This window comes from Novosphingobium oxfordense (assembly GCF_044029435.1).
GTDB lineage: Bacteria > Pseudomonadota > Alphaproteobacteria > Sphingomonadales > Sphingomonadaceae > Novosphingobium.
The window spans coordinates 2955441-2967792 of the sequence record NZ_CP147005.1 but is presented as its reverse complement, the minus strand read 5'-3'; the positions used below and the strand labels follow the sequence as shown (position 1 = coordinate 2967792).

Genomic DNA, 12352 nt, shown 5'->3' with positions numbered 1-12352 from the left:
ACATGGACCGCTCTCCAAGGAGTGGGGCGAAACCGGGGTTCAATCGCGCAGGAAGTTGTCAGCCCTCAAGGTACAAACTTTTTGGGGTGGCCGCGCCCACGCCTGTTACCTTAGGTCTCGAAAGGTATGAACATGCCGGTACGAGACGATGCCTGGGGGCTTACCGAGAAGGAGAAGCAGACCCTTCGCCTGATCGTGCGCGGCCATGATGCCAAGTCGATCGCCCGCAGCCTCGACCTTTCGGTGCATACGATCAACGAGCGGCTGCGCGATGCCCGGCGCAAGATGACGGTATCCAGCAGCCGCGAAGCGGCGCGTCTTCTGCTGGAAGTGGAGGGCGATGGAGCAGCGGCGCCGACCCCCAAATTGCTGGGGGACGCAGCAATAGGGGCAGACGCGGCAAGGCACCCGATGGATCAGGAAAGCACGCCGATCGGCGGCGCGGGGCGGGGAGACCGCCCTTCCTGGATCATCATAGGAGCCTTGCTCATGACGCTTGCCCTTGGCCTTCTCGCCCTTGCCACCCTGTCGCAAGTCGATACGCCATCGCCGCCCCCATCGGCCGCCGAGGCACCCCGGTCCGAAGCGGTCGACACTGCCCGGCAATGGCTGGCGCTGGTGGATCAGGGGCGCTGGGACGATAGCTACAAGGCGACCGGCAAGTCGTTTCAGAAAATGAACACGGTGCAAGTCTGGGCCGAAACCTCCCGGAACGTGCGCGTACCGCTGGGCGCGGTACTCTCACGCACATTCGTCAGCGAGGAAAACCTCCCGGCGCCGCCTTACGGCTATCAGGTGGTGAAGTTCCGCACCAGCTATGCCAACAAGGCGAATGCTCTGGAGACGGTCTCGCTCGATCGAGAGGATGGCCGCTGGCGCGTGGTGGGCGTGACGATCGAATAGGCCCGATTGCCTGAAAGTCCCGCCTGCCGTGGCCAAATTCCATCCTGAATGATGGGCTGGTTTCGGCGGGCTGGGGCCGTACTCCAACGCCGCAAAGGTTGCTACGCCAGTCATTCCTAATAAGATTGTGGCAACCGTTTCCAACTACGACGCTGGCTCCATCCCTCACCGGACTTGCCGCAATGCTTTACGATGACCTCTCAGGACATGATGCTCTTTTTCAAGGCTTATCAGTCGACGCGGTTGATAAATCTGTCACTCTCAGTTTCCTCGCCTATCCATTTTTTGGAGCGAGCGAGCGGACAGCAATTGAGATAGAATTCCGCGACGTGGAAACCTTCTTATTGCAGGCGGACATGATTGCCATGGATGCGAACCGTTTCGCCGGCACGGTGAATCAATGGAAGATCGCGCAGGGAGAGGGCACGTCCTATTTCCAGCTCATCGAAGGCTACCTTACGATCAAATCGCGTGCCGCGCCGCGCCTCGTATACAAGTAGCGTCTATCGGCTGAGTGTCCGCTCAGTTGGCGTGTTCGGAACGGCATCTTTGGGTGAGAATGCAGCGCTTATGCGACGCTCAAGCCTCACCGGATTCTCGGGGGCTTAGCCCGCCAGATGCTCGCTGAGCGATCGCGCCGCGCTGACCAGCACCTGCTTCACTCGCTCCATCTCCCCGCGCAGGGTTGCGCCGATGCCGATGGCCACCAGCGCATGGGTAGGCGCGCCGGCTTCGCGGCCGCCTTTCCAGACGGGCGCGGCGATCACGGTGACGCCGGCGATGTAGTGGCCGTCGTCCACGGCGATGCCGGTGCGCCTCGCTTCGGTCACTTGCGCGCACCATTCCTCCCATGACGGGGCATCGTCCCAGCGCAGCGTTTCGAAGCGTGGGCGCAGTGCGTCGAGGTCCGGCGCGCCGAAGGCCGCGATGCAGCGGCCGGTGGCGGAAACGAGCGCGGGGAAGCGGCTGCCCACCTGGGTCGAAAGCTGGAAGGCCTCGCCCGATTGCGCCATCGCGGTGACGATGATGTGGTCCAGCCCGAAGACCTGCACGCCCAGCGTGGTGAGGCCGAACTCGCGCGAGATGCGGTCCAGCTGCGGCTGGGCCAGGTCGTTGAACTGGTCCCGTCGCAGCCAGGCGCGGGCGAGGGTGAGCACCCCGGCGTCGAGTGCGTAGCGCTTGGTGTCGGCGTCGAAAGCCACCAGTTCCTCGGCCACCAAGGCCCGCAAAACATAGAGGCAAGTGCTGGGCACGAGGCCCAGTTCGCGGGCGATGGCCTGCACGCCCATCGGTGTGCCGCGCTTGCCCAGCAGGCGCAGCACTGCCGCCGCCCGGGCGATGGCGGGGGCCTTGCTGGCGCGCACGGCGTCTTCGAGAGGGTCTGATCTGCTCATCGTTCAATATATAGAATAACATTCAATATTTACAAAACAAGCCCGCTTCATCACATTTGTTGAACACAAGGACAAACGGCGCGCGGCCGAGTCGTAGGGCGATTCATGTCGGGCGCGGAATGGGATGAGCGATGGTGAAGCTGACCGAACTGACGAGCTATGCCGATGCGCAGGCGCATGCCTCGTCGGCCGCGCTGTGGGAGCTGTTCGACGGCGACCGTGATGTGCTCAACATCGCGCATGAATGCATCACCCGCCATGCCGACGGTTCCGGCCGCCCGGCGGTTCGCATCGCCCACGCCGATGGTCGTGACGAGATCCTGAGCTTCGACCTGATCGCTGCCGGTGCCGCACGGTTCGCGCACTGGCTGGATGCGGAGGGCGTGAAGCCGGGTGAGCGCATTGCCTTCATGCTGGAACCCTCGCTGCCGTTCTACGTCTGCCTGTTCGGCGCGATGCAGACCGGTGCGATCTCGGTGCCGCTGTTCACGCTGTTCGGGCCGGACGCGCTGAAGCTGCGGATCGATGACTGCAAGCCATCGATCCTCGTCACCAATGCCGAAAAGGCGGACCTCGCGCGCGGTGCGGCGACCGCCGAAAACGGACTGCGCGTGATCGTTGCCGACGATGGGTTGTTGGACGAGATCGCGAAGTTTCCGGCGACTTACGAGCCGAAGACCAAGGCCGGCGACCTTGCCGTGTTCCAGTACACCAGCGGCACCACGCGTGAGCTGCCGGAGGCGGTGAAGCATACGCACAAGGCGCTGGTCACGCTGATGTTTGCGGCGCTCTACGGCACCGGCATTCGTCCCGGAGATGAGTTCTTCTGCCCGTCCTCACCGGCCTGGGGCCACGGCCTGTGGCACGGTACGCTGGCGCCGCTGGGCCTTGGCGTCACCACCGGCACTTTCGCTGGGCGCTTCGATCCGGTGCGGCTGATGCAGGCGCTGGACGATTACGGCATCACCAATATGTCGGCGGCGGCCACGCACTATCGCATGATGAAGAACAGCGGCGCGGCGGGGGATTTCTCGTTCCACTTCCGCAAGCTGTCCTACACCGGTGAGCCGATCGACCCGGCGACGCTGGAATTCATCGACGGCGCGTTCAAGGTTCCCGTTTGCTCGATGTACGGCACGACCGAGATCGGCGTGGTCCTGGTGAACTACCCCGGCGCGAACGACTTCACGGTGAAGCCCGGTTCGCTGGGCAAGGCGGTTCCTGGGCAGAAGCTGGAAGTGCAGCGCCCCGATGGCACGCCCACGGCTCCCGGCGAGATCGGCGAACTGATGCTCTGGCGTGCCAAAAGCGGTCAAGAGGGCGGTTGGATGACCACCAAGGACCGCGCGAAGATCGACGAGGAAGGCTACTTCTACCACTGCGGCCGTGCCGATGACGTGATCATCTCGGCGGGCTGGACGATGTCGGCGGTCGAGATCGAGAACACCATGCTGCGGCATGAGAACGTGCTCGAATGCGGCGTGATCGGCGTGCCCGATGCGCAGCGTGGGCAGGTGGTGAAGGCCTTCGTCGTCGCCAACCGTGCCGGCGACGATGCCTTCGTCAAGGAGCTTCAGGACTTCACCCGCGAACGGCTGGCCCAGCACGAATTCCCGCGCGTGGTCGAGTTCGTGGACGAGCTTCCCAAGAACCCGGCCGGCAAGGTCCACCGCAAGATGCTGCGCGATCGCGAGGCGGCGAAGGCCGCTGAGGCCGTTGCAACCGTGAACTGACCCTTACCGTCGTCCCCGCGAAGGCGGGGACCCCGCTTTTCCTGGCGGGCGCGGCGAGAAGGAAGCGGGACCCCCGCCTTCGCGGGGGCGACGAAAACAAATCACAGAATCGAATTTGAGGAGTACCGAAATGGCAACCACAGCAGAGCCCCAATCCAAGTTTCCCAAGATCACCGAGGCCGGTCTCGACGATCTGCGCGCCCGCATCGGCGTGAAGATCGAGAACACCGTCGAGCCGTGGAACTATGAAGCCACCCGCGACGCGATCCGCCACTATGCCCACGGCATCGGCGACGACAATCCGCTGTGGTGCGATCCGGAATATGCCGCGAAGACCAAGTACGGTTCGATCGTCGCGCTGCCTTCGTTCCTGTTCACCACCAGCCGCATCGTCTCGGGCTACTGCGGCGGTCTTTCGGGCGTGCACGCCATGTGGGCGGGTGCCGACTGGACCTGGCACAAGCCGGTGCTGCGCAACGACACCATCACCACGGTCGCCTATCTGAAGGATCTGGTTGAGCATCAGACCAAGTTCGCCGGCCGCTCGTTCCAGCAGATCTACCATGTCGACTTCTTCAACCAGAACGGCGAGCAGGTTGCCGGCGCGGATTCGTGGGTGTTCCGCACCGACCGTGACGAGGCGCGCGAGCGTGGCACCAAGTACACCGAGGCACGCGGCCGCGTGGAGCCGTTCACGCAGGAACAGCTGGACGAATTCTACGACATCTACGACCAGGAAGAGATCCGCGGCGCCACCCCGCGCTACTTCGAGGACGTGAACGTCGGCGACAAGCTGCCGCCGATGATGAAGGGCCCGATGACGGTCACCGGCTTCATCTGCTACGCGCAGGGCTGGGGCGGCCTCTACATTCGCGCCAACAAGCTGGCCTACAAGATGCAGAAGGCCCACCCGGGCCTGGGCATCCGCAACCGCTTCAACGTGCCGGACTGCCCCGAGCGCGTGCACTGGGACGAAGCTTTCGCCCTCGAAGTGGGCGCGCCGGGCGCTTACGACTACGGTCCGGAGCGCTGCTCGTGGCTGACGCACCACATGACCAACTGGATCGGCGACGACGGCTTCCTCACCAAGTCCGACTGCCAGATCCGCCGCCACAACCCGGATGGCGATGCCATCATCATCACCGGTGAAGTGACGCGCAAGTTCGAGGAAGGCGGCAAGAAGTTCGTCGAAGTGGCGCAGAAGGCGACCACCCATCGCGGTGAGCTTTCGGCTTTCGGCACCGCCGTTGCGGAACTGCCCAGCAAGGCCTGATCGCTAAGCGAGCCCGGGTCGCATACCGGCACGGCGATTTCGGCCCGGACCTTTGCAGAAGGTTCGGGCCGTGTCGTATGGTCGGCCGGATAAACGATGAGCGGAGTGGATATGGGACAGGATCAGGCGGCTAAGCCGCAGTTCGATGCCAATGGCGATGTGCGCGTTCCCGCCTTCGTCCTGCCCGTGTCCGGCCTGTTGAGCGAGGAGGCGGCCACCTTCCAGCGTGCCCGCGCGACGACGCCGATGTTCGATGCTGCGGGCCGGGATCAACCCGACATTGCCGCTCGGCGTGAGCAGATCAACGCCTATGCCGCCGCTGGCGTCGCCCGGCTGCGCGATAACTTCGCGGTGGAGATCGTGGCCAGGACGATTGGCGGCGTGGAAGTGCTGGACGTCACCCCCGCCGATGGCAGCCACGATCCCGAGCGTGTCCTGATCAACCTCCACGGCGGGGCCTTCACCGTGGGGTGGGACGGTATTGCGCTGATGGAGGCGATCCCCATCGCCGCGCTCGGCAAGTACCGGGTCGTCAGCGTCAACTACCGCATGGCGCCAGAGCATCGCCACCCGGCCGGGGTTGAGGATGTCGCGGCAGTCTATGCCGCATTGCTGGAGGACTATGCGCCGGGCCGGATCGGCATCTACGGCGGATCGGCGGGCGGCGCGCTCACCGCACAGGCGGCGGCATGGCTTCCCGCGCACGGGCTACCGCAAGCCGCTGCGGTCGGCATCTTCGGCGCCGGAGGTGTGCCGTTCGGCGCAGGGGAGTCGGCCTATGTCGCCGGCTATATCGACGGATCGTTCCCGCCGCCGCCGGCCGATGGCAGCGAGGGGCACGACATTACCTGCGGCTATTTCGCCGACTGCGACCCGCGCGATCCCAGCGCCTGGCCGGGGTATCACCTTGACGTCATGGCGACATTTCCCCCCACGCTGATCATCACCGGCACCCGCGCGATGGACCTCAGTCCGGCGATCTTCACCAATTCGCAATTGCTGAAGGCCGGCGTGCGCTCCACGCTGATCGTGGGCGAGGGGATGGGGCACTGCTATCACTACGGGCTGCACATGCCTGAAGGGCGCGATGCCGTGGCGGCGATCCTCTCCTTCTTTCGCGAGAACTTGTCCCGATGAATGCAAATGAACCTTGGGCGGGTCCTCTCGCCGGCGTGCGGGTGATCGATTTCACCCGTGTGCTTGCCGGCCCCGCCGCCAGCCTTGCGCTGGCCGACATGGGGGCGGAAGTGTTCAAGATCGAACCGCCCGGCACCGGGGACGAGACGCGCACTTTCCCGCCGGTCCGCGACGGGGAGAGCCACTATTACCTCGCGGTCAATCGCGGCAAGAAGTCCATCGTCGTCGACCTCAAGAGCGAGGAGGGGCTGGCGCTCGTCCGCGATCTGGCGGCCAAGTGCGACGTGTTGGTGGAGAACTACCGCCCCGGTGTGATGGACCGGTTGGGCCTTGGCTACGAGGCGATGAAGGCGGTCAATCCGCGCCTGATCTATTGCTCGATCTCCGGCTATGGCCAGACCGGGCCGCTGAAGGATCGGCCCAGCTTCGATATTGTGCTCCAGGCCATGTCCGGCGCGCTGTCGATGAACGGAGAGCCGGACGGACTGCCGACCAAGCTGGGCATTCCGTTGGGCGATCTGGTCGGCGGCATCAACGGGCCGATCGGCATCCTCTCGGCGCTTTACGAGCGTGAGCGGACCGGCGTGGGGCGGCATATCGACGTCAGCCTGATGGACGGGCTGATCGGTATGCTCGGCTACATCGCGCAGCTTGCTTTCTTCAATGGCACCGACCCGAGCCGGGTGGGGTCGCAGCATCCCAACCTCGTCCCCTATGGCATTTTCCCGGCGCGAGAGGGTTCGATCGTCGTCGCCTGCCTGACGCCGGGGTTCTGGAGCCGCATCTGCCGTTCCATCGAGCGGCCCGAACTGATCGAGGATCCGCGCTACGACACGCTGGAAAAGCGCCGCGATGCGCGGGCCGACGTGAACGCCATCGTCAGCGCCTTTACCGAGCGGCATACGGTGGACGAACTGGTGGCGATTTTCACCGCACACGAAGTGCCGCATGCGCCGATCCTGGGCGTCTCCGAAGCGCTGGCGCAGCCGCAGGCGGTGGAGCGCGGGATGGTGGTGGAAACGCAGCACAAGACATTGGGGGCGATCCCGATCGTGGGCCGCCCGATCCGCTTTACCGACGCGCCGCAGCCGGTTCCCACCGCGCCGCCGGTGCTGGGCGAACACACCGATTTCATTCTGGAAGACGTGCTCGATCTTTCGCCGGAGCGAATTGCGCAGCTCCGCAGTGCCGGAGTGGTTGCCTGAGCGTGCACATCGGGCAAGGCTAGGGACAAGAACTTGAGAGGATTTCCAGATGGCCGACCTGCGCTTCGACAATAGAGTCGCCGTGATCACCGGCGGCGGGCGCGGGTTGGGGCGGGCCCATGCGCTGCTGCTGGCGAGCCGGGGCTGCAAGATCGTGGTCAACGACCCCGGCGTGTCGATGGCGGGCGATGCCACCGAGGAAGGCCCCGCCGAAGCGCTGGCGGCCGAAATTCGCGCCATGGGCGGAGAGGCCGTGGCCAATACCGACAGCGTCGCGACGCCGGAAGGTGGCAAGGCGATCATCCAGTCCGCGCTCGATGCCTTCGGCCGGATCGATATCCTGATCCACTCGGCGGGCAACGTGCGGCGCGGCAAGCTGACCGATCTTGCCTATGAGGATTTCACCGCCGTCCTCGATGTCCACCTGAAAGGCGCCTACCACGTCGTGCGGGAGGCGTTTCCGCACATGATGGCGCAGGGCTATGGCCGCATCGTGCTGACGAGTTCGATCAACGGCCTCTACGGCAAGTCGGACAATGTGACTTATTCGCTGTGCAAGGCGGGTTTCATGGGTCTTTCCAACACCGCCGCGATCGAGGGCCAGCATGCCAATGTGAAGTCCAACCTGATCGTGCCGGCCGCCGTCACCCGCATGTCCGAAGGGATCGACACCAGCCAGTTCCCGCCGATGGAGCCGGAGCAGGTGGCGCCTATGGTCGGCTACCTCTGCCACGAAAGTTGCGAGGCTTCGGGCGAGATGTTCGTCGCCATGGGTGGCCGTCTGGCGCGCGCGAAGATCGTCGAAAACGAGGGGGCTTTCCGCAAGGACTGGTCGCTGGAGCAAGTCGCTGCCGATATCGGCGCAATCCGCGATGGCGGGGACACGCTGGCGTTTCCGCCGGTGCCGGACGGCCAGCTGGAGCATCTGCTCTATGGCTTCGGGATGATCCGCCGGGAAACGGCGGTTTGACGCGAAGGGAATAACGCCGCGACGTTCGGCCGAATGTTGGCCCTTCGGTCAGGGCGCCTTTGCGGTGGCTGCGCAAGCCCAGCCCCTCTCGCTGGCGGGAGGGGAGTGCCAGCGCAAATATCACCCTTCCGCCAGCGGGAGGGTCGCGAGACTTACGAAGCGCAGCGAAGTTAGTCGCAGCGGGGTGGGCAAGCGCAACGCCTATCCATGCAGTTCCTGCAAACTGCGCGCAAACCAATCTGCCACTTGCTTCCGTTCGCTCTCGCCAAAGCCGGTCAGCGGCAGATGGCGCAGGAAGAACACGAAGCCGATCGACAGGATCGAGATCTGCAACGCGCGGACGGGGCCGCTCTCTCCGCCGATCGCCTCCGCCAGCGGGGCGATGCAGCGCCGGGCGAAGACATCGGCGGCAATCTCCGCCGCGTCCGGTGCGCCCGATGCCATGGCGATCATCAGCATCGGCTGCACCGATTCCGCGCTTTGCAGCAGTTCGTCGGTGATGTGGCGGGCAAAGTCCTCCGGCGCGACGGCCAGCAGCGGATCGACCGTCATCGCGTGGTCCAGTGCCGCCTCGAACAGACCGGCCTTCGATCCGTAGTAGCGCAGCAGCAGCGGCGAGCTGATCCCGGCGCGCGCGGCAATCTCGCGGATACCGGTGTGCGAATAGCCGCTGGTGGAGAACAAGTGCTTGGCCGCGTCGAGGATGCGCGCGCGTGTCGCTTCGGCGTTTCGCGTTCTGGGCTGGGCGTTTTCCATCGCGGCAAGGCTATCGTCGGGATTGACAGAAGGGCAAGCGCGAACGAAGTTACCAGTCGATAACATAATTGTGGAGATGGATCGGATGGCGACTTTCGTTCTCGTTCACGGCGGCGGTCACGGTGGCTGGTGCTACAAGCCGGTGGCGCAGCGGCTGCGCGCGATGGGGCATGAAGTGCACGCGCCGTCGCTGAGCGGGCTGGGCGATCGCAAGCATCTGTTGAGCCCGGATATCGATCTGGACACGCATATCGACGATATCGCGCAATTGCTGGAGTACGAGGATCTGGCCGATGCGATCCTGGTCGGCCACAGCTATGGCGGCATGGTCATCACCGGCGCGGCGGATCGCCAGCCGGGGCGCGTCGGCCACCGTGTCTATCTGGATGCCGCTTACCCGCGTGACGGGGAATCGCTGCACGAACATGCCTTCGAGATGATCGATCAGGCCCGCCAGACGATGCAGCAAGTGGATGGTGTGGACGTGGTGCTGGAACCCATGCCCGGCTTCGCCGCCTTCTTCGGCGTGACCGATCCCGAGCTTGGCGCCTGGACCGATGCACGGCTGACCCGGCAGCCCTGGAAATGCTTCGCGCAGAAGATCGCGTTGGTTAACGAATCGGCCATGCGGGCGATTCCCGAGAGCCATCTCATCTGCACATCAACCATTCCGGGACGCGATATGGACCTGCTGAAGGCGCGTTCGGAGGGACGCGTGTGGGATATCGACACTGGGCATGATCTGATGCTGACAGAGCCCGATTGGGTGGCCGAACGGCTGGATGTCATCGCCAGAGGCTGAAAATAACTCGATTATGGAGTTACTTGTCGTCGAAAAGTGGCGATCGGTTTGGTGAATGCTTGCTTCACCAAATGCGGATAGTCTGTAGCAACCTGAAACGGGGTGATAAGCCACGTTGTTTGTGCGGATTGACAGCCGGGGCCACATGGGGACTTTGGCGCTATCCGCTCGAACGGGTTGCTAACGATGGCGAGTGCTTTGACCGATCACCTATCCGAATCCGACGTCTGGACAGCGCGACTGCGTGATTTCCTGCACGACTGCGCCGGCAGTGCCCCTGTGGAGGAACACGATCGCATTCGCGAAGCCGTGCTTCTGCTGCACACGCCCGATCGAAGCGCCGGCCCGATGTTCGACCCGGCCTTGATCGAGGCGATGCTAGCCTGTGGCGCAGCGGAAAGCGCGGTGCTGACGATCCTGGGAAGCGACATAAACTGCATGGTTTCGCGCGGGAGCGCGGGCACCTGTCTGGCAACGCTGGTTCTTCCCGATGGTTCGGAGGAAGTGATCTGCGAAGGCGCCACGCTCGCCCTGGCACTGTTGGCGGCTTATGTGTCGATGCTGCTGGCCGGGCTTGAGCGGGATGACGGCATATCGGCGCCCATGACCCTGCCGGCGGGCGCAAGATTGCATTGAGCGCAGCCTGAAGGGCATTCCCACGGTGCGTCCGTCCGGAGCCTTGGTTCGGGGCGTGAGGGTTCGGGGGGATCGAATGCCGTTCCGGCACCCGCAAAAACGGGACGACGCATCCGAGGGGTCGCACGAGTCCGGATGCGTCGCCAGTCAGTTCATCGAGGGTCCCGCGAAGCGTCGGCCGGGAGGGTGACTGGCCGAGCCGTTTTTCCGGTTCTTGCGTACCGGAACTGCGGAAACCGAATGCCGGCGGATATTGGGTGGCAGCCGGCTTGGACTGTTTAGCGCGGCGTGGACTAAACCTTCGTGCGCAACGCCTTAGGTTCTAATCCGGGCCTGTCGGGAAGGGATGAGTCGGATTTTCGCCGACCCACCCCAACCTTCCCCCCCATTCTTGTTCAATTGACCAGCGCAGCCTCGATCGCGATGCGGATGGCGTCCGAGGTATGATTGGCGCCCAACTTGTTGAGCATGTTGGCGCGGTGGATTTCCACCGTGCGCGGGCTGATCGAGAGTTTCTCGCCGATCAGCCGGTTCGAAAGGCCGCTGGCGACGCCTCCCAGAACTTCACGTTCGCGGCGCGTGAGCCGCTCTACCCGGGCGCGGGCCATGACTTCACGCAGCTTGGCATTGCCCACGCTTTCCGCGCGTTCGATGGCGCGGGACAGCGTGTCGTTGAGTTCGACCGCAGTGATCGGCCAGGCAATGTAGTCGATCGCGCCGTCCAGAATGGCCTCGACAATGCGGTTGGCCGATGGGGATTCGCTGAAAGCGATGATCGGAAACCATTCGCCGTGCCGTGCCATCGATTCGATCAGGTCGTCTATCGCACCGGCTTCGTCATGGATCAGGATCACGCCTGAACGCGGCCAAGTGGTGGACAGTTCGGATATGTTCTCGAACGGTTCGACATGGATGTTGCCGCTTGACAGCGCATGGCTGATGGCGGCGCGCCGTCGCATGTTATTGTCGATGAGGATGAGGTTCGAAATCCGCTCCACGGGTATCCTCCTTATTCGGCATCTGCCCTAAGGGAGATATCTCAGTTCCGTGAAAACGTGCCGGGAGACCTGATCCAAAACCGAACCAGTAGGCCAGGATTGGGGGAAAATGCCCATGTATCTGGCTCAAGACAGTAACCGAAATGGAACTAGCTGCGACGGTAACCCAGCGTTAGCCACCTTGAAGGGCGCGGCCGATTTCCTCGAAATCCTTGCGCAGCGTCCCAATTTGGCGCGAATCGAACGAGAGCGAGCAATCCAGCACCGTGCGGCGCGCCGCCGCGTAGAGGTGGTTGAGCGCATCGGCCATGCTGTTTTCCCCCGAAACGCCCAGTTGCAGCGCCGTGATCGCGGTGAGCGCGCGGGTGAGCGAGCGGCTGCGCAGGCCGTTGTCGTTGATGCGGTCGGCATGGATCGCGGTGCCCAGCGCGGCCACCAGATGTTCGTAGCACAAGTGGACGAGATCGGCGGGCCCGGCGCCGTTGACGCGGGCATCGAAGTCGACGCGGCGATAGGCTTCGTTGGGGTTCTGTTGGCGTAGCATG

13 protein-coding genes are annotated in these 12352 nt (G+C 64.0%); 9 read left to right on the top strand and 4 right to left on the bottom strand.

Annotated elements, in window-relative coordinates; all coding sequences use genetic code 11:
• Positions 1-126 precede the first annotated feature (126 nt).
• Both WBP07_RS14105 and WBP07_RS14100 read left to right on the top strand, forming a co-directional pair.
• Positions 127-903: a DUF4019 domain-containing protein gene (locus tag WBP07_RS14105; RefSeq protein WP_395391956.1), complete on the top strand. Its 777-nt coding sequence runs from the start codon at positions 127-129 to the stop codon at positions 901-903.
• Between the two features lie 182 nt (positions 904-1085).
• Positions 1086-1403: a hypothetical protein gene (locus WBP07_RS14100; protein WP_395391955.1), complete on the top strand. Its 318-nt coding sequence runs from the start codon at positions 1086-1088 to the stop codon at positions 1401-1403.
• A 105-nt stretch (positions 1404-1508) separates the two neighbouring features.
• On the opposite strand, the gene WBP07_RS14095 is transcribed toward WBP07_RS14100, so the two are convergent.
• Positions 1509-2297: an IclR family transcriptional regulator gene (locus tag WBP07_RS14095; RefSeq protein WP_395391953.1), complete on the bottom strand. Its 789-nt coding sequence runs from the start codon at positions 2295-2297 to the stop codon at positions 1509-1511.
• 131 nt (positions 2298-2428) lie between these two features.
• Here WBP07_RS14095 and WBP07_RS14090 point away from each other — a divergent pair, with 131 nt between their 5' ends.
• The 5 genes from WBP07_RS14090 (at position 2429) to WBP07_RS14070 (ending at position 8615) form a co-directional block, all read left to right on the top strand.
• Complete coding sequence (locus WBP07_RS14090; RefSeq protein ID WP_395391951.1) at positions 2429-4030, top strand: acyl-CoA synthetase; 1602 nt, start codon at positions 2429-2431, stop codon at positions 4028-4030.
• Positions 4031-4160: 130 nt separating this feature from the next.
• Entirely contained in the window at positions 4161-5303 is a 1143-nt protein-coding gene (locus WBP07_RS14085; protein ID WP_132267982.1) for a MaoC family dehydratase N-terminal domain-containing protein, read from the top strand.
• Positions 5304-5399: 96 nt separating this feature from the next.
• Complete coding sequence (locus WBP07_RS14080) at positions 5400-6440, top strand: alpha/beta hydrolase (RefSeq protein WP_395391949.1); 1041 nt, start codon at positions 5400-5402, stop codon at positions 6438-6440.
• On the top strand, positions 6437-7645 hold the full coding sequence (locus tag WBP07_RS14075; RefSeq protein WP_395391947.1) for a CaiB/BaiF CoA transferase family protein: 1209 nt from the start codon (positions 6437-6439) through the stop codon (positions 7643-7645). The genes WBP07_RS14080 and WBP07_RS14075 overlap by 4 nt, the downstream gene beginning before the upstream one ends.
• 49 nt (positions 7646-7694) lie before the next feature.
• Positions 7695-8615, top strand: a complete 921-nt coding sequence (locus WBP07_RS14070) for an SDR family NAD(P)-dependent oxidoreductase (RefSeq protein WP_395391945.1) — start codon at positions 7695-7697, stop codon at positions 8613-8615.
• A gap of 201 nt (positions 8616-8816) precedes the next feature.
• On the opposite strand, the gene WBP07_RS14065 is transcribed toward WBP07_RS14070, so the two are convergent.
• Positions 8817-9437: a TetR/AcrR family transcriptional regulator gene (locus WBP07_RS14065; RefSeq protein WP_395391943.1), complete on the bottom strand. Its 621-nt coding sequence runs from the start codon at positions 9435-9437 to the stop codon at positions 8817-8819.
• Positions 9438-9456: 19 nt separating this feature from the next.
• Between WBP07_RS14065 and WBP07_RS14060 the strand changes: the two genes are divergently transcribed.
• Together WBP07_RS14060 and WBP07_RS14055 are read left to right on the top strand one after the other, a co-directional pair.
• Positions 9457-10173, top strand: a complete 717-nt coding sequence (locus WBP07_RS14060) for an alpha/beta fold hydrolase (RefSeq protein ID WP_395391942.1) — start codon at positions 9457-9459, stop codon at positions 10171-10173.
• 198 nt (positions 10174-10371) lie between these two features.
• Positions 10372-10809 (top strand): hypothetical protein, encoded by a 438-nt coding sequence (locus WBP07_RS14055; RefSeq protein ID WP_395391940.1) that lies wholly within the window; start codon positions 10372-10374, stop codon positions 10807-10809.
• A gap of 395 nt (positions 10810-11204) precedes the next feature.
• Here WBP07_RS14055 and WBP07_RS14050 read toward each other — a convergent pair whose 3' ends face one another.
• Positions 11205-11807, bottom strand: coding sequence for a response regulator transcription factor (locus WBP07_RS14050; RefSeq protein ID WP_395391938.1), 603 nt, complete (start codon positions 11805-11807; stop codon positions 11205-11207).
• A 172-nt stretch (positions 11808-11979) separates the two neighbouring features.
• Positions 11980-12351 (bottom strand): flagellar protein FliS, encoded by a 372-nt coding sequence (locus WBP07_RS14045; protein WP_395391936.1) that lies wholly within the window; start codon positions 12349-12351, stop codon positions 11980-11982.
• Between the last annotated feature and the right edge of the window lies 1 nt (position 12352).

What these genes read in the sequence shown, in the direction of transcription:
- WBP07_RS14045 (WP_395391936.1), bottom strand. Translation starts at nt 12,351, where the DNA reads ATGCTACGCCAACAGAACCCCAACGAAGCCTATCGCCGCGTCGACTTC.
- WBP07_RS14080 (WP_395391949.1), top strand. Translation starts at nt 5,400, where the DNA reads ATGAGCGGAGTGGATATGGGACAGGATCAGGCGGCTAAGCCGCAGTTC.
- WBP07_RS14060 (WP_395391942.1), top strand. Translation starts at nt 9,457, where the DNA reads ATGGCGACTTTCGTTCTCGTTCACGGCGGCGGTCACGGTGGCTGGTGC.
- WBP07_RS14085 (WP_132267982.1), top strand. Translation starts at nt 4,161, where the DNA reads ATGGCAACCACAGCAGAGCCCCAATCCAAGTTTCCCAAGATCACCGAG.
- WBP07_RS14070 (WP_395391945.1), top strand. Translation starts at nt 7,695, where the DNA reads ATGGCCGACCTGCGCTTCGACAATAGAGTCGCCGTGATCACCGGCGGC.
- WBP07_RS14065 (WP_395391943.1), bottom strand. Translation starts at nt 9,437, where the DNA reads ATGTTATCGACTGGTAACTTCGTTCGCGCTTGCCCTTCTGTCAATCCC.
- WBP07_RS14105 (WP_395391956.1), top strand. Translation starts at nt 127, where the DNA reads ATGAACATGCCGGTACGAGACGATGCCTGGGGGCTTACCGAGAAGGAG.
- WBP07_RS14075 (WP_395391947.1), top strand. Translation starts at nt 6,437, where the DNA reads ATGAATGCAAATGAACCTTGGGCGGGTCCTCTCGCCGGCGTGCGGGTG.
- WBP07_RS14090 (WP_395391951.1), top strand. Translation starts at nt 2,429, where the DNA reads ATGGTGAAGCTGACCGAACTGACGAGCTATGCCGATGCGCAGGCGCAT.
- WBP07_RS14100 (WP_395391955.1), top strand. Translation starts at nt 1,086, where the DNA reads ATGCTTTACGATGACCTCTCAGGACATGATGCTCTTTTTCAAGGCTTA.
- WBP07_RS14095 (WP_395391953.1), bottom strand. Translation starts at nt 2,297, where the DNA reads ATGAGCAGATCAGACCCTCTCGAAGACGCCGTGCGCGCCAGCAAGGCC.